The following is an 18951-nucleotide window of genomic DNA, read 5'->3' on the forward strand; positions in this document are numbered from 1 at the left end:
GCGGACGGCAAGAAAGACGTGGATCCCCGGGCCAAGCCCGGGGATGACGACGCCAGCAGGCATTCGGTCGCTACATAGTCCCGGTGGCAGCACTGCTCATGACCCTCTCCCGGATAGCTCCCTATCTGCAGGCGGCGCCGCTGACGCTGATCCTGACGGCGTTCCTCGTGCTGCCGATCGCCACCATCGTCATGGTGAGCTTCTGGGACTACGACTCGATCCAGATCTTCCCGGCCTTCGTCTTCACCAATTACGAGGAGACGATCACCTCTCCGGTGACCTGGAACACCTATCTCAACACGCTGAAATACACGGGCATCGTCTGGGCGGTGACGCTGTTCATCGGCTTCTGGGTCGCCTACTACCTCGCCTTCCACATCCGCTCGGCGACGACGCAGATGGTGCTGTTCCTGGTCTGCACCATCCCGTTCCTGACCTCGAACATCATCCGCATGATCTCGTGGATCCCGTTCCTCGGGCGCAACGGGCTGCTCAACCAGACGCTGATGACCATGGGCGTCATCGACCAGCCGCTGGAGTTCCTGCTGTTCTCGGACTTCGCGGTGGTGCTGGCGATGGTCCATCTCTACACGCTGTTCATGGTCACGCCGATCTTCAACACGCTGATGCGCATCGACCGGGCGCTGATCGAGGCGGCGCGCGACGCCGGGGCGAATGCCTTGCAGATACTGACCAACGTCATCATCCCGCTGGCCAAGCCCGGCATCGCCATCGGCTCGATCTTCGTGGTGACGCTGGTGATGGGCGACTTCATCACCGTGCGCTTCATGTCCGGCGGACAGTCGGCCTCGGTCGGCCTGATGATGGCGAACCAGATCGCACTGCTCCAATACCCGGCCGCGGCGGCCAATGCGGTGATCCTGCTGGTCCTCGTGCTGCTGCTGGTCGGCGGCATCCTGCGCATCGTCAACATCCGCCGGGAGTTGTGAGCGATGAATTCGGAAAAGCGCGGCCCCGGCTTCTATGTGCTCACCGCCTTCTTCGTGCTGTTCGTGCTATTCCTCTACGGGCCGCTGACGACGATCTTCATCCTGTCCTTCCAGGGGCCGAATGGCGGGCTCACCTTCCCGATGAACGGGGTGTCGCTGCGCTGGTTCAACAATCTCCTGTTCGAGCAGCAGGCGGTGGGCGATTTCGGCGGCGCCTTCACCCGCTCGCTCGTGCTCGGCATCATGACCATGCTCACCACCGTGGTGGTGTCGCTGCTGGCGGGCCTCGCCTTCCGGCGCCGCTTCCTCGGGTCGGGGCCGCTGTTTTACCTGACCATCGCCAGCCTGATCGTGCCCTCGATCCTGATCTCGCTCGGCATCGGCCTTGCCTTCAACGTGTTAGGGCTGGAGACGGCCTGGTACTCCTCGGCCTTCGGCGCGCATCTCACCTGGACGCTGCCCTTCGGCCTCTTGATCATGTTCGCCGTGTTCAACCGCTTCAACCCGGCCTATGAGGAGGCCGCGCGCGACCTCGGCGCGAGCCCGTGGCAGACCTTCGCCCATGTGGTACTGCCGATCATCCTGCCGAGCCTGATCGGCGTCGGCCTGTTCGGCTTCACGCTGTCCTATGACGAGTTCGCCCGCACGCTGATGACCTCGGGCACCTTCAACACGCTGCCGCTGGAGATCTACGGCATGACCACCAACGTCACCACGCCGGTGCTCTATGCGCTGGGCACGGTGACGACGGTGTTTTCCATGGGCGTGATCATCCTCGCGCTGGTGACCATCGCGGTGCTGCGCAAGCGGCGGGCACGGCGCGTTGCCGGCTGACCTGACCCTGCGGAAATCCGTGACCGGGCAGAAGCTTGCGACAAATTTCTTGCCGGAATCAGTAGGGAACCCGATACTTCGTGGCTGGTTGGTGTCCAGAATAAGTCGCGTGGCCGGCCTGAGCCGGCCCCGAGCAAGCGGCATGGACGTGACGGGAGAAACGCCATGAACATCTGCACCACGGACCGCACCATCTGCGATCTCTTGAAGGAAGTGGCCAAGGACGACCGCAAGCACGCTTTGACCATCAAGCTGCGCAGCGGCGATCTGGTCACCGCCTACGGACCGATCGAAGTCGCGGACCGCTTTATGCTTTGCCGGCTGCACGACAACAATTACGACGGCAGCCAGCTTATCGCGCTGGACACGATCGAGTTCATCCGCTGATCGGCACGCGCCCCTCCTGACGCAGCGGCGTCGGGAGGTTGCACCGCGTGCGCCCGACGGTTAGCGTGCCGCAGAATGGTGGCATTCGGTGGCTGGGAATGAGTACGCGGGACACGCCCGAAGCGCGTCGGAAGATCGTTCGGCTCTATCTGCTCCTGGCTCTGCCGGCCTTCGCCTTCTGCTATGTGCTGGCCGCCATACAGGGCGCCAACGGGCGGCTCTCGGCGCTGCTCGGCACCATCGCGCTCGCCGGTTGCCTTGTCTGCGCCGCGGCCTATCACCTGCTCGGGCCGTCCTCGAAGCAACTGCTCTATGTCGCCGCCGGCGTCCTCGCGCTCGTGACCTTCTTCGTCGCACGCTAGCACGTCGGCGGGAAGTATTGGTCCCGCATTTTCCGGTTGAACCAGCAGAGCCCGGCTTTCATCTGGAATAGGAGGCATCAGACAGCGCGCTGCTTGCGGATTGACCATGATAATGGAAGCTGGTTAGCCTGAGCACTGGCGAAAACTCTGGGTCGGCATGACGGAAACTGCGAATTCCGAACTATTGGCGCCGATTGCCGCCGACCCGCGCGTCCAGCACATTGTCATGGACTCCGGCACACTCCCCCAGAAGGAGGCGATCGCGCTGTGGCAGGAGAGCCTCGGCGTCTTCTACGACGTGCGCCTGCGCAACAAGGCCGACCGCTTCAGTTTCCGCGCCGACGCCTATCATCTCGGTGAGATCCTGCTGACCGGCTATAGCTGTGTGGCGCAAAGCTTCGACCGCACCCGTGCCCGCATCGGCCGCGACGGGCTCGACCACATCACGCTGCAGGTCTGCCTGAGAGGCAGCCACGGACGTCGCGACGGCGGGGCCGCCGACCAGGCCAATGCGGGCGATCTCATCATCGCCGACCTTGCGCAGGCGCAGGCGACCGCGACGACGGATCATGACAGCCTCAGCCTGACGATACCGCGGCGGCTGCTGGCGCCGCTGCTGAAGACGCCGGATGAGCACAATCTGCGCCGCATCCCCGGCAATGCGCCACTCGCCGCGCTGCTGCGCAACCATCTCACCGGCCTTTATGCTGGTGCCGGCGCGATGACCGCGGACGAGGCGGAAGCGATCGTCCGCCCGACCATCGAACTGGCCGCTGCCGCGCTCAATGCCTCGATCAGCGAGGAGAGCGCCGCCTCGGTTCAGCTCGTCCTGACCCGGCAGATCAGCCGGCATATCGACCAGCATGTGCTCGATCCCGCATTGAGCGGCGAGAGCATCGCCGCCGCCTTCGGCATCTCGACGCGCAAGCTCTACTACCTGTTCGAGGCGCATGGCGGTGTGGCGGCCTATGTCACGCGCGGCAGGCTCCAGCTTGCGCGGGCGATGCTCGCCGATCCCACCCAGCAGGGCCGCAGCATCGCCGACGTCGCCGAGCTGCACGGCTTCGCCTACCGCACCAATTTCGTCCGCGCCTTCCGCCGCGAATTCGGCGTCACGCCGCGCGAGGTGCGGGCGCATGCGGCGGAGGGGCGCCGCCTGTTCGAGCGGCCCGGCGACGACACGACCATGTGGCACTGGGTTCGCCAGCTGAAGTGAAATGAGCCGGGCGCGTCGTCCTGCGGCGGCAAAGTAAACGATTCGAAAATCGAAGCAGAGATCAGCTTCACTCTCCACAGTGTAGTTTTGGGATTTGCACTACCGGATACGGATTCGGCGCCCCGGGATACATTTGCTTCCGCTGCGTCTCATTTCCTTGCATGTGCAATGATGCCTAACCCAAAGTCGCCCGCATCGCGGGGGAGGGGCCTGTCCCGCGACGCAATGGCGTTTCGGGGATGTGTCTATGACGCGGGTGAAGCTGGGTATATCGAGCGGTCGGGCCGCGGAGGCGGGTAACGGGCGCTCAGGGCGCACGCGTCATGCGGCGCTGCTGGCGACCACCGCCGTCATCGCGCTCGCCTATGCGTCGCCGGTGAGCGCGCAGACGCTCTGGACCGGCACCAATTCGAACAACTGGTTCGATCCCGGCAACTGGAGCGCCGGCCTGCCCAACAACGTCACCGACGCCGAGGTCGACAACATCGCGGTGAACGCGCCGGCGGTGTTTGCCATCGGCGCCAATGCGCGCGATCTCACCATCGGCAACAGCGCGGTCGGCTCGCTGACGGTGCAGGGTGCCGGTGTGCTGCTGACCACCAACGGCTATATCGGCCGGGGCCTCGGCTCCACCGGCACGGTGGTCGTCACCGGCACCGATTCCGTCTGGGCGAACACCGGCGATTTCTATGTCGGCGACCAGGGCAGCGGCAGCCTGACCATCGCCAATGGCGGCCAGGTCATCAGCAACGATTCCTTCGTCGGCAATGTCGGCTCGGGCCTGGTGACGGTCACCGGCACGGATTCCACCTGGACGGTCACCGATCCGCTGATCGTCGGCAATTTCGGCAGCGGCATGGTCAATGTCGACACCGGCGGGACCGTGGAGACCGAGCGGGTGACTGTCGGCGCCGCCAACGGGTCCGAAGGCTTCCTCGACATCAGCGGCGGCACGACGAGCTGGATCGCCTCCAGCGAATTCATCGTCGGTGAGGAAGGCAGCGGTACGGTCACGGTCTCCGATGGCGCCACGGTGGAATCGCAGACGCTCGCTGTCGGCTTCGGCCCTACCGGCTTCGGGCAGGTGACCATCACCGGGGTGGGCACCACGTGGACGACAACCGCCTCGACCGGCATCGGCAGCGATGGCGTCGGCCATCTGCTCATCGAGGCCGGCGCGGCATTCAATACCGTCGGCGTATCCCTCGGCACCGGTTCGGGCACGGTCACCGGCGCGGGTTCGAGCCTCACGGCAAGCGGACAGATCTTCGTCGGTGCCGGCGGCGAGAGCACGTTCACCGTATCCGACGGTGCGAGCGTGACGAGCGTCGGCGCGAACATCGCGCTCGGCGGCACCGGCACCGCGACCGTCACCAGCGGCGCCAACTGGACGAGCAGCTCGACCTTCATCGTCGGGCACTCCGGTCTCGGCACGCTCAATGTCACCGATGGCGGCACGGTGAACACGCTGGATTCCGTCCTCGGCCGCTTTGCCGCCGGCGTCGGCATCCTGAACGTCGAGGGCGAGGGGGCGAGCTTCGTCAACACCGGGAACATGGGCATCGGCAACGAGGGCACCGGTGCGCTGTCGGTCACGGCCGGCGGCACGGCGGAGGCGCAGAGCGTCCTTCTCGGCATGGAAGCGAACTCGGGTGGCAGCGCATCCATCAGCGGCGCCGGCTCGTCGCTCACCAGCAACGAATTCCTCTTCGTCGGCCTCGAAGGCAATGGCGTGATGTTCGTCGAGGACGGCGCGCAGGTAAATTCGGTGGTGGCGGGCATCGGCGCTTCGACCGGCGGCATCGGCGAGGCGACGGTCTCCGGCGCGACCTGGCTGAACAGCAGCGATCTCTTCATCGGCGCCGACGGCACCGGCGTGCTGACCATCGCCGATGGCGGCCGAGTCGAGGTCGGCGGTGCGGTGGAGATCGCCGCGGGCGCGGGCTCCTCCGGCACGCTGAACATCGGCGCCGGCGAGGGGCTTGCGGCTGCTGCCCCGGGCACGCTCGCGGCGGGCGAGATCGTCTTCGGGCCGGGCACCGGCGCCATCGTCTTCAACCACACCTCGACGAACTACCAGTTCTCCGCCGGCATGACCGGCACCGGCACCATCGACCTGTTCTCCGGCACCACGGTGCTGACCGGCAATTCGAGCGGCTTTACCGGCGCGACGACGCTCCATGGCGGCACGCTGGCGGTGAACGGCACGCTCGGCGGCACGCTGGACGTCCTCGCCGGCCGCCTACAGGGCACGGGCACGGTCGGCTCGACCACCATCGCCGGCGGCGCCGTCATCGCGCCCGGCAACTCCATCGGTACGCTGAACATCGCCGGCAACGCGACTTTCGCAGCCGGCAGCGCTTACGAGCTTGAACTCGACCCCAACAGCAGCAATGGCGACCTAATCCATGCCACCGGCACCGTCGCCATCGAGGGCGGCACGGTGGAGCATATCGGCCTTGCCGGCGCCTACAGCCCCCTGCGCACCTATACCATCGTCACCGCCGACGGCGGCGTGGACGGCGAGTTCGCGGCGGTGACGTCCGATTTCGCCTTCCTCGACCCGACGCTGAGCTACGACCCGAACAACGTCTATCTCACGCTCATCCGCAACGACGTCGATTTCGGCGCGGTCGGCCTGACCCCGAACCAGATCGCCACCGGCAATGGCACGGAAAGCCTCGGTCTCGGCAATCCGCTCTATGACGCGGTGCTCGGCCTGTCGGCCGCGCAGGCGCGCGGTGCCTTCGACTTGCTATCGGGCGAGATCCACGCCTCGGCCAAGAGCGTGCTGATCGACGACAGCCGCTTCGTCCGCGAGGCGGCGATCGACCGCGTGCGTGCGGCGCTGGGAGGCGTCGGCGCCTCGGTCTCGCCGGTGATGGCCTATGGCGAGGGCGGGCCGCAATCCGCCGCTCCGACCACCGACCGCTTCGCCATCTGGGGGCAGGGCTTCGGCTCCTGGGGCCAGATCGACGGCGACGGCAACGCGGCGCAGATCAATAGCTCGACCGGGGGCTTCTTTCTCGGCGCCGACGCGCCGATCTTCGAGACTTGGCGGCTCGGCGTCATCGCCGGCTACAGCCGGACCAATTTCGACGTGGACGCCCGCGCCTCCTCGGGCAGCAGCGACAATTACCCGCTCGGCATCTATACCGGCACGCAGTGGGGCAATCTCGGCTTCCGCTCCGGCCTCGCCTATACGTGGCACGAGATCGACACCAGCCGCTCCGTCGCCTTCCCCGGCTTCAGCGAGAGCCTGACGAGCAGCTACGATGCCTCGACCTTCCAGGCCTTCGGCGAGCTCGGCTACCGCATCGATGTGCAGGCTGTGGCGTTCGAGCCCTTCGCCAACGTCGCCTATGTCAGCTTCGACAGTGACGGCTTCACCGAGCAATGGGGTGCCGCGGCGCTTTATGCCGGCGGGCAGACCACCGACACCACTTTCACCACCCTCGGCCTGCGCGTCGCGGCCGGGCTCGGCCTCGCCGGCGCCGACGTCACGCTGCGCGGCACGCTCGGCTGGCGCCACGCCTTCGGCGACGTGACGCCGCTCTCGACGCAGGCTTTCGCCGGCGGCGATCCCTTCACCATCGCCGGCGTGCCGATCGCGGAGAATGCCGCCGTCGTCGAGGCGGGACTCGACTGGAACCTGACGCCGCAGGCGACGCTGGGCGTCGCCTATAACGGCCAACTCGCCTCCGACGCGCAGCAGAACGGCTTCACCGCGCGGCTGACGGTCGAGTTCTGACGGCAGGCGGCGTCCTTTGAAGCGCCCGGCTATGCCGAGCGCTTCTGGTTGTAGACGTCGAGGCAGACGGCGCCGAGCAGGACGAGGCCCTTGATCACCTGCTGATAGTCGATGCCGATGCCGAGGATCGACATGCCGTTGTTCATCACGCCCATGATCAGCGCGCCGATCACCGCGCCGCCGACGCGGCCCACGCCGCCATAGGCCGAGGCGCCGCCGATGAAGCAGGCGGCGATGACGTCGAGCTCGAAGCCGAGGCCGGCCTTGGGCGTCGCCGTGTTCAGCCGCGCGGCGAAGACGAGGCCGGCCAGTGCCGCCAGCACGCCCATGTTCACGAAGGTGAGGAAGGTCAGCCGCTCGGTCTTGATGCCGGAGAGCTTGGCCGCCTTCTCATTGCCGCCGACCGCGTAGATCTGCCGGCCGATCGTGGTGCGGGTGGTGACGAAGGCGTAGAGCGCGATCAGCGCCGTCATGATGACGAGCACGTTCGGCAAGCCGCGATGCGAGGCGATGAGATAGGCGAAATAGACGATCACCGCGAAGAACAACAGGTTCTTCACCAGGAAGAAGCCGTAGGGCTCGGTCTCGATGTGATGCGCCTCCTGCCGGGCGCGGCTGCGGAAATTCTGCCAGACCAGCACCAGCGCCAGCACCGCGCCGATGGCGAGCGAGGTCGGGTAGAGCGTGCCGGCGCCCGGCACGAGTTCCGGGATGAAGCCGGAGGACAGCTTCTGGAAGGCCGGCGGGAAGGGGCCGACCGACTGGCCGGCGAGGATGGCGAGCGCCAGCCCCTTGAACACCAGCATGCCCGCCAGCGTGACGATGAAGGACGGGATCTTGAAATAGGCCACCCAGTAACCCTGCGCCGCACCGATCAGCCCGCCGAGCGCCAGGCAGATGAGGACGGCCAGAATGGAGGGCATGCCGAACTTCACCATCAGCACCGCCGCCACTGCGCCGATGAAGCCCGCCACCGAGCCGACCGAGAGGTCGATATGGCCGGTGACGATGACCAGCAGCATGCCCAGCGCCATGATGACGATGTAGCTGTTCTGCAGCACGAGGTTGGTGAGGTTGAGCGGGCGCAGCAGCGTGCCGTCGGTCACCACCTGGAAGAAGATCATGATGGCGAAGAGCGAGATCAGCATCCCGTATTCGCGCAGATTGTTCTTCACGAAGCCCGCGTGGCGCGGCTTGTCCTTCAGCGCGGTGTCGCTCATGAGCGGTCTCCCTTGCGCATGATGGCGCGCATGATCTTTTCCTGTGTCGCCTCGGCGGCGGGGAACTCGCCGACGAAGGCGCCCTCATTCATCACGCAGATGCGGTCGCAGATGCCGAGCAGTTCCGGCATCTCGGAGGAGATGACCACCACGCCTTTGCCGGCATCCGCGAGCTCGTTGATGATGCAGTAGATTTCGTACTTGGCGCCGACGTCGATGCCGCGCGTGGGCTCGTCGAGGATCAGCACCTTGGGGTCGGTGAACAGCCATTTCGACAGCACCACCTTCTGCTGGTTGCCGCCGGAGAGCTTGCCGGCCTCCTGGTAGACACTGTGGCTGCGGATGCGCATGCGGCCGCGATAGTCGGAGGCGACGGCGAGCTCCCTCACGTCGTCGATCACCTGCGCGGAAGAAACCGCGGCGAGGTTCGCCAGCGTGACGTTCTTGCGCACGTCCTCGTTCAGCAGCAGGCCGAGTTCCTTGCGGTCCTCGGTGACATAGGCGAGGCCGGCGTCGATGGCCCGGCGCACGGTCGATAGGTCCGCCTCCCGCCCCTCGATCTCGGCGCGGCCGCCGATCTTCTGGCCCCAGGAGCGGCCGAAGATGCTCATGGCGAACTCGGTGCGCCCGGCGCCCATCAGCCCTGCGATGCCGACGATCTCGCCGCGTCGGACCTCGAAGTCGACGTCCTTGATCACCTGCCGGTCGGCATGGAGGGGGTGGTGGACCGACCAGTCGGCTACCCGGAAGATCGTCTCGCCGATCTTCGGCTCGCGCTTGGGGAAGCGGTGCTCGAGGTCGCGGTCGACCATCTTGCGGATGATGCGGTCTTCCTCCACCGCGCCCTCGTGGCAGTCCATGGTGTCGACGGTGCGCCCGTCGCGCAGCACGGTGATGCGGTCGGCGACCTTCGAGACCTCGTTCAGCTTATGCGAGATGAGGATAGAGGAGATGCCCTGCGCGCGGAATTCGCGCAGCAGGTCGAGCAGCGCCGCACTGTCCTTCTCCGAGAGGCTGGCGGTCGGCTCGTCGAGGATGAGCAGGCGCACCTTCTTCGACAGCGCCTTGGCGATCTCGACGAGCTGCTGCTTGCCGACGCCGATGTCGGTGACGAGTGTATCCGGCTCCTCGTTGAGGCCGACCTTGGCGAGCAATTCGCGGGTGCGCCGGTGCACGGCGCCGCGGTCGATGACGCCAAAGCGCGCCGGCGGATTGGCGATGAAGATGTTCTCCGCGATCGACATCAGCGGGATCAGCGCCAGTTCCTGATGGATGATGATGATGCCGAGCGCCTCGGAATCGATGATGTCGCGGAAGCGCCGCTCCTCGCCGTCGAACATGATCGAGCCGTCATAGGAGCCGTGCGGGTAGACCCCGCTCAGGACCTTCATCAGCGTCGACTTGCCCGCGCCGTTCTCGCCGACGAGGGCGTGGATCTCGCCCGGCTCGACCTCGAACGAGACATCGTTCAGCGCCTTCACGCCGGTGAAGTGCTTGCTGATGCCCCGCATCTCCAGAAGTGCGCTCATGTTGCGCTCCGCGTTCCGCACGATGACCGCGCCGGCACGGGGCCGGCGCGGGCCGCAACCTGCATCCGCCGTCAGTTGATCTGGTCGGCCTTGTAGTAGCCGGACCCGACCAGCACCTTCTCCCAGTTGCCCTTGTCGACGACGACCGGCTTCAGGAGATAGGACGGCACGACCTTCACGCCGTTATTGTAGGTCTTGGTGTCGTTGACGGTGACTTCCTTGCCGCTTAGCGAGGCGTCGACCATGTCGGCGGTGACCTTGGCGAGGTCGCGCGTGTCCTTGAAGATGGTCGAGTACTGCTCGCCGGCGAGGATCGACTTCATGGATGGCACCTCGGCGTCCTGCCCGGTCACCACCGGCATCTTCATGCCGCCCGAGCCGTAGCCCACGCCCTTGAGCGAGGAGAGGATGCCGATGGACAGCCCGTCATAGGGCGAGAGCACGCCGTCGATGCGCTTGTCGTTGTAATAGGCGCTGAGCAGGTTATCCATGCGCGCCTGGGCGGTCGCGCCGTCCCAGCGTAGCGTCGAGACCTTGTCCATGCCCATCTGGCCGGAAGCCACCTTCAGCGTGCCGTTGTCGATCAGCGGCTTCAGCACCGACATGGCGCCGTCGTAGAAGAAGTAGGCGTTGTTGTCGTCTGGCGAGCCGCCGAACAGCTCGATGTTGAAAGGGCCCTTGTTCTCGGGATAGCCGAGGCCCTTGAGCAGGGACTGCGCCTGCAGCACGCCGACCTGGAAATTGTCGAAGGTCGCGTAATAGTCGACGTTCGGCGTGTCGCGGATCAGCCGGTCATAGGCGATGACCTTGATGCCCTGGGCCTGCGCCTGCTTCAGCACGTCGGAAAGCGTGGTGCCGTCGATCGAGGCGATGACCAGGACCTTCGCGCCCTTGGTCACCATGTTCTCGATCTGCGAGAGCTGGTTGGGGATGTCGTCCTCGGCATATTGCAGGTCGGTGTCGTAGCCGCGCTCCTTGAGCACCTTCACCATGTTGTCGCCGTCCGCGATCCAGCGGGCGGAGGACTTGGTTGGCATGGCGATACCCACCGTGCCCTTGTCCTGGGCCGAGGCGGGAACCGCGAAGGAGAGGGCGAGGGCGCCCAGCGCGAAGGCGGAAAGCGTAGTCGTGAGGCGTTTCATGTCGAACTCCCTTGGGGTTTCGGTGGCCGCGTTTCACGTGCCGTTTTCTTGGCGGGCGGTGCTGCGGGGTGCAGAGCGCCGCATGATGGAAGTGGGTCAGGCGCCTCCTAGCCGCACGCGCGGCTCGGCGTGTCCGCGCACGCCGATGTCGAGGAGGAAGGTCTTGCCGTGATGGGGGTCGGCGGCGCGGGCCGCCTCGTCCATGTTCTCGAAGGCGGAGGTGACCAGCACGCGGTCGAAGGCCGGGCCGACGAAAACCGGGCAACTCGTCTGCCGCGCGGGGACGGCGACGCTGCGGACGAGGTCTCCCGCCGGCGTATAGGCCTCCAGCCGGCCGCCGCCCCAGATGGCGCACCAGACGAGGTCCTCGGCATCCGTCACCGCGCCGTCGAACCCGCCGGCGCCGGTGTGGACGCGCAGCACGGATGGGCTCTCCAGCGGCAGGCCGGTAGCTGGGTCGAGCCGCACCCGGTGAAGCCGGTTCGCCTTCGTATCGGCGAAGTAGCCGAGCGTGCCGTCCGGCGAGAAGCAGATGGCGTTTGGGATAGTGATGCCGGGGAAGAGAGGCGCCACCGCGCCGTCGCGATAGGCGTAGATCGTCCCGGCCTCCCGCTCGGCATGGCGGCCCATGGTGCTGATCCAGAAGGTGCCGCTCGGATGCACGCGCCCGTCATTCGAGCGGGTGGCCGGGTTGCCGGCCTCGATGTCCGCGACAGGCTCCAGCCGGCCGCCGGCGATGTCGCGCAGCACCAGCCCGTTCTCCGTCAGCAGCAGCTGGCGGCGGTCGTCGACCATGGCCAGCGCGCTCGCCATGAAGGGCAGCGAATGGACGGTGACGGCCCCCCCGGCGAGCCGGGCCTCGCAGAGCCGCTTTTCGAGGATGTCGAACCACCAGGCGGTGTCGCGCGCCGCATCGTAGCTCGGCCCCTCGCCGAGATGGCAGCGCTCCTCGCACAGTACCGCGACCGGCAGTGTCTCCAGCGTCGGCTCCGTGGTGGCAGGCGCCTGCGCGCTAGTGATTGTCACGCGGCACTCCCTTGGTCTGGGCGATGCGCTGGTAGCGCACCGCCGGTTCCAGCACCGCGCCGGTCTCGAGCTGCCCGACCAGGCCGCGCTGGATCTCCTGCCAGGGCGTCTGGTGGGCGGGATAGTGGTAGCCGCCCTGCGCAACGAGTTCCTGCCGGCGGCGTTCCAGCTCCTCTTCCGGCACCAGCATGTCGGCGCTGTTGCGCTTCAGGTCGATGCGCACCCGGTCGCCGGTGCGGAGCACCGCGAGGCCGCCGCCGGCCGCCGCCTCGGGAGAGGCGTTGAGGATGGAGGGGGAGCCGGAGGTGCCGGACTGGCGCCCGTCACCGATGCAGGGCAGCGAATGGATGCCCGCCTTGATGAGGTAGTCGGGCGCGCGCATGTTCACCACTTCCGCCGCGCCGGGATAGCCGACGGGACCGGCCCCGCGCATGAACAGGACCGTCATCTCGTCGACGGCCAGCGCGGGATCGTCGATGCGCGCGTGATAGTCCTCCGGCCCGTCGAACACGACGGCGCGCCCCTCGAACGCCTCCGGATCGTCGGGGTTGGACAGATAGCGCGCGCGGAACTCGGGCGAGATGACGCTCATCTTCATGATGGCGGAAGAGAAGAGATTGCCGCGCAGCACGCGGAAGCCCGCCTTCTCCTTCAGGGGCCGGTCATAGGGCCGGATGACGTCCTCGTCGGCGATGGCCGAATCGCGGCAGTTCTCGCCGATGCTGCGGCCATTGGCGGTGACGGCGTCCTCATGGACGAGGCCCTGCGCCATCAGCTGGTTCACCACGGCGGGGACGCCGCCGGCGCGGTAATAGTCCTCGCCGAGATAGGCTCCGGCCGGCTGGAGATTGACCAGCAGCGGCACGTCCTCGCCATGCGCCTGCCAGTCGTCGATCGAGAGCTCGACGCCGACATGGCGGGCGAGCGCGTTCAGGTGCACCGGCGCATTGGTCGAGCCGCCGATGGCGGAGCAGACCCGAATGGCGTTGAGGAAGGCCTCGCGGGTGAGGATGTCGGAAGGCTTCAGGTCTTCATGCACCATCTCGACGATGCGCAGGCCGGTGCGGTAGGCGGCCTCCTGCCGGTCGCGATAGGGCGCGGGGATGGCCGCCGCGCCGGGAAGCTGCATGCCCAGCGCCTCGGCGAGCGAGTTCATGGTCGTCGCCGTACCCATGGTGTTGCAGTAGCCGGTGGAGGGAGCGGAGGAGGCGACGAGCTTCACGAAGCCCTGGTAGTCGATCTCGCCGGTGGCGAGCAGCTCGCGCGCCTTCCACACGATGGTGCCCGAGCCGGTGCGCTCGCCCTTGTACCAGCCGTTCAGCATCGGCCCGACCGAGAGGGCGATGGCCGGGATGTTCACGGTGGCCGCCGCCATCAGGCAGGCGGGCGTGGTCTTGTCGCAACCGATGGTCAGCACCACCCCGTCGAGCGGATAGCCGTAGAGCACCTCGACGAGGCCGAGATAGGCGAGGTTGCGGTCGAGCCCGGCGGTGGGGCGCTTGCCGGTCTCCTGGATGGGATGGACCGGGAATTCGATGGCGATGCCGCCGGCCTCGCGTATGCCCTCGCGCACCCGCTTGGCGAGTTCGAGGTGGTGGCGATTGCAGGGCGAGAGGTCCGAGCCGGTCTGGGCGATGCCGATGATCGGCCGCCCGCTCTGCAACTCCTCCTGGCTGAGGCCGTAGTTCAGGTAGCGCTCCAGGTAGAGCGCTGTCATGTCGGCATTGGCCGGGTTGTCGAACCAGGCTCGGGAGCGGAGCGTGCGGTCGGTTTTCTGTGTTTTTCCGTGCATGGCGGCGCTCCTCATTCAGACGGTCGAAAATCGGTAGAGCGAGACGTGGCGGTAGGTCTCGCCGGGGTCGAGGCGGGCCGAGGGGAAGTTCGGCCGGTTCGGCGTGTCCGGCCACGCCTGCGGCTCGAGGCAGAAGGCGTCGGACTGGCGGTGCAGCCGGCGGAACTTCCCCTCCGTCGTGCCGTCGAGGAAATTGCCTGAGTAGAATTGCAGGCCCGGCTGGTCGGTCAGAAGTTCCAGGACGCGGCCGGACGCAGGATGCTCGACGCGGGCGGCGAGGCGCGGCTCGGCGGTCCGGCCGCCGGCGACGCAGAAATTGTGGTCGTAGCCACGCCCGAGCCGGAGTTGCTCGTGCGCTTCTCGTATCCGCCCGCCGATCAGCCGGGGGATGCGGAAATCGAAGGGCGTGCCGGCGACGGGTGTAGGGCCACCGACCGGGATCGCCGCGGCGTCGATCGGCAGATAGGCGTCGGCGTGGAGGGTCAGCTCGTGGCCGAGCACGTCGCCGCCGGCTTCGACGCCGGCGAGGTTGAAGAAGCCATGATGGGTGAGGTTGACGATGGTCGGCCGGCTGGTCGTCGCCTCGAAGGCGATGGAGAGTTCGCGGGGCCCGGTGAGCGCATAGGTGACGCGGACATCGAGTTCGCCCGGAAAACCCTGGTCGCCATCGGGACTGGTGAGGCCGAGCGTCACGGAGGGGACGGACCCGTCGGCCAGCGCCTCGACGCTCCAGAGCCGGCGGTCGAAGCCGTCCGGGCCGCCATGCAGCGCGTTGGCGCCGTTATTGGCGGGGACTTGGCAGGTGGTACCGTCGAGCGGGAAGCGGCCGCCGGCGATGCGATTGGCATAGCGCCCCACCGCGGCGCCGAAATAGCGCCGGTGCGCTTCATAGGGGGCGAGGTCGTCATGGCCGAGCACGATGTCGGCGAGGCGGCCGTCGCGGTCGGGTACATGCAAGGCCTGCACGGCCGCACCATGGGTGATGATCGCGACCTCGAAACCGCCCTCGCCGGCGAGGCGGATGCGCTCGACCGCCCGCCCGTCGGACAGGGTTCCGAAGGGTTCGCGGAGGAGGGGGGACGCATGGGCGGCAGCGTGCATGGTCAGTACTCGAACGGTTCGGCGATGGAGCGCCGGCCGAGCAGGAAGGCGTCGGCGACGAGGGCCAGCGGGGCGAGATCGACATCGGAGCGCCCGCCGCGGACCAACTCGACGAAACGGGCGTAGATGCCGCGATACTCGGCCTCCTTCTCGTCCACCAAGACGGCGCCGTCATGGACGAGCCGCGCGCCGCCGGAGGAGAGGACGATCTGGCCGGCCTCGGTCTCGATGCGGATGTCCCAGGTTTGCGGGCCGGTCTGCAGGAAGTCGAGCTCGGCCCGGATCGGGATGCCGGCGACGTCGGAAAGGCCGAGCTCGGCGGCGATGGGCGCGTCGCGATTGGTCGGGAAGGCGAGGTGGGCTTTGGTCACAAATACCGGGCGCGGCAGGATCTGCGTCAGGATCGACAGCGCGTTGATGGCGGGGTCGAACACGCCAAGCCCGCCCGGCTCCCAGATCCATTCCTGTCCCGGATGCCAGACGCGTACATCCTCCTTCCATTCGATGATCACGGAACGGATGGCGCGCTCCGCCAGAAAGGTCCGCGCGGGCTCCACGGCAGGTGCGAAACGCGAGTGCCAGGTGGCGAACAGCGTCCTGCCGGAAGCCTCGGCGGCGGCGACGAGGGGACCGAGCTCACTCACCGTGGCGCCCGGCGGCTTTTCCAGCAGCACATGCTTGCCCGCGGCCAGCGCGGCTTCGGCCTGCGCGCGGCGCACCTGCGGCGGCGTGCAGAGCGCCACCGCGTCGATGTCGGCACTATCCGCCAGCAGGTCGTCGAGCGTGGCGAAATGCGCCACGCCGTCCAGCGCGGCGTTGCGACTGGCGACAGCCGCGAGCTCGATACCCTCGGTCGCTGCAATGGCGGGGATGTGCTGATCGCGGGCGATCTTGCCGAGGCCGACGATGGCGAGGCGGATGGGAGCCATGGTCAGCGCCCCCAGCTCAGCACGAGCGGATCGAGCCGGCGCGCGATCTCGATCAGCCCGGCGCGGGTGGCCGGGTGCAGGGTCGGCAGCGGTGCGCGCAGCGTCTCATGGGCGATGACGCCGCCCTCCTGCATCAGCGCCTTGCAGGCGGCGAGGCCGCATTGCCGGTTCTCGTAATTGATCAGCGGCAGCCAGCGCATATAGGCGTCGACCGCCGCCTCGCGATCGCCGGCGACATAGGGGTCGATGATCTGGCGGATGCCGTCCGGATAGCCGCCCCCGGTCATGGCGCCGGTCGCGCCGGCGTCGAGGTCGGCCATCAACGTGATCGCCTCCTCGCCGTCCCACGGGCCGACGATCGCGTCGCCGCCGGCCTCGATCAGCGCGCGCAGTTTCGCGGCGGCCTGCGGCACCTCGATCTTGAAATAGGCGAGGTGCTCGATCTCCTTCGCCATCCTCGCGAGGAACGGCACGGAGAGCGGCGTGCCGGCGATGGGGGCGTCCTGTACCATGATCGGGATGTCGATGGCGTCGCAGACGGCACGGTAGAAATCGTAGATCGCTCCTTCCGGCACGCGGAAGGTGGCGCCGTGATAGGGCGGCATGATCATTACCATCGCCGCGCCCATCTCCTGCGCGCGTCGCGAGCGCTCGGCGCAGACATGGGTGGCGAAATGGGTGGTGGTGACGATGACCGGCACCCGCCCACCGACATGCTCCAGCACCGTCTCCATCACCAGGTCGCGCTCCTCGTCGGTCAACACGAACTGCTCGGAGAAATTGGCGAGGATGCACAGGCCGTGCGAGCCGGCGTCGATCATGAAGTCGATGGCGCGCTTCTGGCCGTCGAGGTCGAGCCGGCCGTCGGCGTCGAACACCGTCGGTGCGACGGGGAAGACGCCCTTATAGGGACCGGCGGCGGAACTGGTCGTCATCGGGAACTCTCAGTGATTGTCGCGGGCGACCGGCGAACCGGAACGTCCGACCAGGAAATCGAAATCGGCGCCGCGGTCGGCCTGCAGCACATGGTTGACATAGAGGCGCTGATAACCACGCGCGGCGTGGGGCTCCGGCGCCACCCAGGCGGCGCGGCGCGCGGCGAGTTCGGCCTCGTCGACATGCAGATGCAGCGAGCGGGCGGGGACGTCGAGGGTGATCAGGTCGCCATTTTGCACCAGAGCGAGCGGCCCGCCGGCAGTCGCCTCCGGCGCGACGTGCAGAACCACGGTGCCATAGGCGGTGCCGGACATGCGCGCGTCGGAGATGCGGATCATGTCGCGCACGCCGGCGCGAAGGAGCTTGGCCGGCAGCGGCATGTTGCCGACCTCGGCCATGCCCGGATAGCCCTTCGGCCCGCAGTTCTTCAGCACCATGATGCAGTCGGCGTCGATGTCGAGCGCCTCGTCGTTCACCGCGTGGTGCATCTCCTCGACGCTCTCGAAGACCACAGCGCGGCCGGTGTGTTGCATCAGTTCCGGCGATGCGGCGGAGGGCTTTATGACGGCCCCGTTCGGGGCGAGATTGCCGGTGAGGATGGCGATTCCGGCCTCGGCCTTGAACGGCGCATCGAAGGGCGTGATGACCTCCGCGTTCCAGCATTGGGCGGCTGCCACGTTCTCCCAGATGCTGCTGCCATTCACCGTGAGTGCGTCCTTGTGGAGCAGGCCGCGCTCGCCGAGCGCGCGCAGCACGGCGGGTAGGCCGCCGGCATAATAGAAGTCCTCCATCAGGAAGCGCCCGGACGGCATGAGGTCGACGAGGCAGTGAATGTTCCGGCCGAGCCGGTCGAAATCGGCCAGCGTCAGCTCGACGCCGACGCGCCCGGCGATGGCGAGCAGATGCACCACCGCATTGGTCGAGCCGCCAATGGCCGCGAGCGTGCGGATGGCGTTCTCGAAAGCCTCGCGGGTGAGGATGTCGGAGGGCTTCAGGTCCTCCTTGACCATCTCGACGATGCGCCGGCCGGCCATACGCGCGAGCAGGTTGCGCCTTGCGTCGGCGGCGGGGATGGCGGCGTTCTCCGGCAGGCCGATGCCGAGCGCTTCCACCATCGAGGCCATGGTCGAGGCGGTGCCCATGGTCATGCAAGACCCGGCCGAGCGGTTCATCGCCGCCTCGGCCTCGTGGAACTCGGCAAGCGTGATCTCGCCGGCGCGCAGTTGCTCGCTCATCGAGATGATGTTGGTGCCCGAGCCGATGATCTGGCCGCGATAGACGCCGCGCAATTGCGGCCCGCCAGAGACGCCGATGGCCGGTAGGTCGGCGGAAGCCGCGCCCATGAGCAGGGCCGGGGTGGTCTTGTCGCAGCCCATCAGCAGCACCACGCCGTCGAGCGGATGGGCGCGGATGGCCTCCTCCACATCCATCGAGGCGAGGTTGCGGAACAGCATGGCGGTCGGGCGCATCGTCACCTCGCCGAGCGAGGAGACGGGGAATTCCAGCGGATAGCCGCCGGCATCCAGCACGCCGTAGCGCACATGCTCGGCGAGATCGCGGAAATGGCCGTTGCAGGGGGTGAGCTCGGACCATGTGTTGCAGATGCCGATTACCGGCCGACCATCGAAGCGGTCCTGCGGCTGGCCGGAATTCTTCAGGAAGGAGCGGTAGTAGAAGCCCATCTTGTCCTGCCGGCCGAACCAGGCCTGACTGCGCAAGGGCCTACCGCTGCCGGGCTTCTTCGATCCGTGGTCGCTATCGTCGCTCATCGAGGCA

The 18951-nt window shown here is 67.3% G+C and carries 15 protein-coding genes; 6 read left to right on the plus strand and 9 right to left on the minus strand.

The genetic code is table 11. From position 1 onward, the window contains the following. The first annotated feature begins 98 nt into the window (after nt 1–98). From SNOV_RS00535 to SNOV_RS00560, 6 genes are all read left to right on the plus strand, one after another. Nucleotides 99–950, plus strand: a complete 852-nt coding sequence (locus tag SNOV_RS00535) for an ABC transporter permease (RefSeq protein WP_013164947.1) — start codon at nt 99–101, stop codon at nt 948–950. A gap of 3 nt (nt 951–953) precedes the next feature. Then, nucleotides 954–1784, plus strand: a complete 831-nt coding sequence (locus SNOV_RS00540) for an ABC transporter permease (RefSeq protein ID WP_013164948.1) — start codon at nt 954–956, stop codon at nt 1782–1784. 165 nt (nt 1785–1949) lie between these two features. Continuing rightward, a complete protein-coding gene (locus SNOV_RS00545; RefSeq protein WP_013164949.1) occupies nt 1950–2171 on the plus strand; it encodes a hypothetical protein in 222 nt (73 codons plus the stop codon). A gap of 98 nt (nt 2172–2269) precedes the next feature. Next, nucleotides 2270–2533, plus strand: coding sequence for a hypothetical protein (locus SNOV_RS00550; RefSeq protein WP_041781881.1), 264 nt, complete (start codon nt 2270–2272; stop codon nt 2531–2533). 226 nt (nt 2534–2759) lie between these two features. Continuing rightward, the gene (locus tag SNOV_RS00555) at nt 2760–3749 is read left to right on the plus strand and encodes a helix-turn-helix domain-containing protein (protein ID WP_187291087.1); all 990 of its coding nucleotides are present in this window, start codon (nt 2760–2762) and stop codon (nt 3747–3749) included. Between the two features lie 247 nt (nt 3750–3996). Next, entirely contained in the window at nt 3997–7500 is a 3504-nt protein-coding gene (locus SNOV_RS00560; RefSeq protein ID WP_013164952.1) for an autotransporter domain-containing protein, read from the plus strand. Between the two features lie 29 nt (nt 7501–7529). On the opposite strand, the gene mmsB is transcribed toward SNOV_RS00560, so the two are convergent. From mmsB to SNOV_RS00605, 9 genes are all read right to left on the minus strand, one after another. After that, the gene (mmsB, locus tag SNOV_RS00565; RefSeq protein ID WP_013164953.1) at nt 7530–8720 is read right to left on the minus strand and encodes a multiple monosaccharide ABC transporter permease; all 1191 of its coding nucleotides are present in this window, start codon (nt 8718–8720) and stop codon (nt 7530–7532) included. Then, nucleotides 8717–10249, minus strand: coding sequence for a multiple monosaccharide ABC transporter ATP-binding protein (gene mmsA, locus SNOV_RS00570; RefSeq protein ID WP_013164954.1), 1533 nt, complete (start codon nt 10247–10249; stop codon nt 8717–8719). Before mmsA ends, mmsB begins: the two co-directional genes overlap by 4 nt. Before the next feature lie 71 nt (nt 10250–10320). After that, complete coding sequence (chvE, locus tag SNOV_RS00575) at nt 10321–11391, minus strand: multiple monosaccharide ABC transporter substrate-binding protein (protein WP_013164955.1); 1071 nt, start codon at nt 11389–11391, stop codon at nt 10321–10323. A 96-nt stretch (nt 11392–11487) separates the two neighbouring features. Then, nucleotides 11488–12417 carry an SMP-30/gluconolactonase/LRE family protein gene (locus tag SNOV_RS00580; protein ID WP_013164956.1) on the minus strand — a complete coding sequence of 310 codons (930 nt, stop codon included), beginning with the start codon at nt 12415–12417 and terminating at the stop codon, nt 11488–11490. Continuing rightward, on the minus strand, nt 12404–14209 hold the full coding sequence (locus tag SNOV_RS00585; RefSeq protein ID WP_013164957.1) for an IlvD/Edd family dehydratase: 1806 nt from the start codon (nt 14207–14209) through the stop codon (nt 12404–12406). Before SNOV_RS00585 ends, SNOV_RS00580 begins: the two co-directional genes overlap by 14 nt. A 15-nt stretch (nt 14210–14224) precedes the next feature. Continuing rightward, complete coding sequence (locus tag SNOV_RS00590) at nt 14225–15310, minus strand: aldose epimerase family protein (RefSeq protein ID WP_013164958.1); 1086 nt, start codon at nt 15308–15310, stop codon at nt 14225–14227. 2 nt (nt 15311–15312) lie between these two features. After that, nucleotides 15313–16239, minus strand: a complete 927-nt coding sequence (locus tag SNOV_RS00595; protein WP_013164959.1) for a Gfo/Idh/MocA family protein — start codon at nt 16237–16239, stop codon at nt 15313–15315. A gap of 2 nt (nt 16240–16241) precedes the next feature. Next, on the minus strand, nt 16242–17174 hold the full coding sequence (locus SNOV_RS00600; RefSeq protein ID WP_013164960.1) for a dihydrodipicolinate synthase family protein: 933 nt from the start codon (nt 17172–17174) through the stop codon (nt 16242–16244). 9 nt (nt 17175–17183) lie between these two features. After that, the gene (locus SNOV_RS00605) at nt 17184–18944 is read right to left on the minus strand and encodes an IlvD/Edd family dehydratase (RefSeq protein ID WP_013164961.1); all 1761 of its coding nucleotides are present in this window, start codon (nt 18942–18944) and stop codon (nt 17184–17186) included. Between the last annotated feature and the right edge of the window lie 7 nt (nt 18945–18951).

Source organism: Ancylobacter novellus DSM 506, assembly GCF_000092925.1.
Classification (GTDB): domain Bacteria; phylum Pseudomonadota; class Alphaproteobacteria; order Rhizobiales; family Xanthobacteraceae; genus Ancylobacter; species Ancylobacter novellus.

Coding starts and splice junctions, on each gene's coding strand:
- SNOV_RS00605 (WP_013164961.1), bottom strand. CDS start 18,944: ATGAGCGACGATAGCGACCACGGATCGAAGAAGCCCGGCAGCGGTAGG.
- SNOV_RS00560 (WP_013164952.1), top strand. CDS start 3,997: ATGACGCGGGTGAAGCTGGGTATATCGAGCGGTCGGGCCGCGGAGGCG.
- mmsA (WP_013164954.1), bottom strand. CDS start 10,249: ATGAGCGCACTTCTGGAGATGCGGGGCATCAGCAAGCACTTCACCGGC.
- mmsB (WP_013164953.1), bottom strand. CDS start 8,720: ATGAGCGACACCGCGCTGAAGGACAAGCCGCGCCACGCGGGCTTCGTG.
- SNOV_RS00535 (WP_013164947.1), top strand. CDS start 99: ATGACCCTCTCCCGGATAGCTCCCTATCTGCAGGCGGCGCCGCTGACG.
- SNOV_RS00590 (WP_013164958.1), bottom strand. CDS start 15,310: ATGCACGCTGCCGCCCATGCGTCCCCCCTCCTCCGCGAACCCTTCGGA.
- SNOV_RS00545 (WP_013164949.1), top strand. CDS start 1,950: ATGAACATCTGCACCACGGACCGCACCATCTGCGATCTCTTGAAGGAA.
- SNOV_RS00555 (WP_187291087.1), top strand. CDS start 2,760: ATGGACTCCGGCACACTCCCCCAGAAGGAGGCGATCGCGCTGTGGCAG.
- SNOV_RS00600 (WP_013164960.1), bottom strand. CDS start 17,174: ATGACGACCAGTTCCGCCGCCGGTCCCTATAAGGGCGTCTTCCCCGTC.
- SNOV_RS00550 (WP_041781881.1), top strand. CDS start 2,270: ATGAGTACGCGGGACACGCCCGAAGCGCGTCGGAAGATCGTTCGGCTC.
- chvE (WP_013164955.1), bottom strand. CDS start 11,391: ATGAAACGCCTCACGACTACGCTTTCCGCCTTCGCGCTGGGCGCCCTC.
- SNOV_RS00595 (WP_013164959.1), bottom strand. CDS start 16,239: ATGGCTCCCATCCGCCTCGCCATCGTCGGCCTCGGCAAGATCGCCCGC.
- SNOV_RS00585 (WP_013164957.1), bottom strand. CDS start 14,209: ATGCACGGAAAAACACAGAAAACCGACCGCACGCTCCGCTCCCGAGCC.
- SNOV_RS00540 (WP_013164948.1), top strand. CDS start 954: ATGAATTCGGAAAAGCGCGGCCCCGGCTTCTATGTGCTCACCGCCTTC.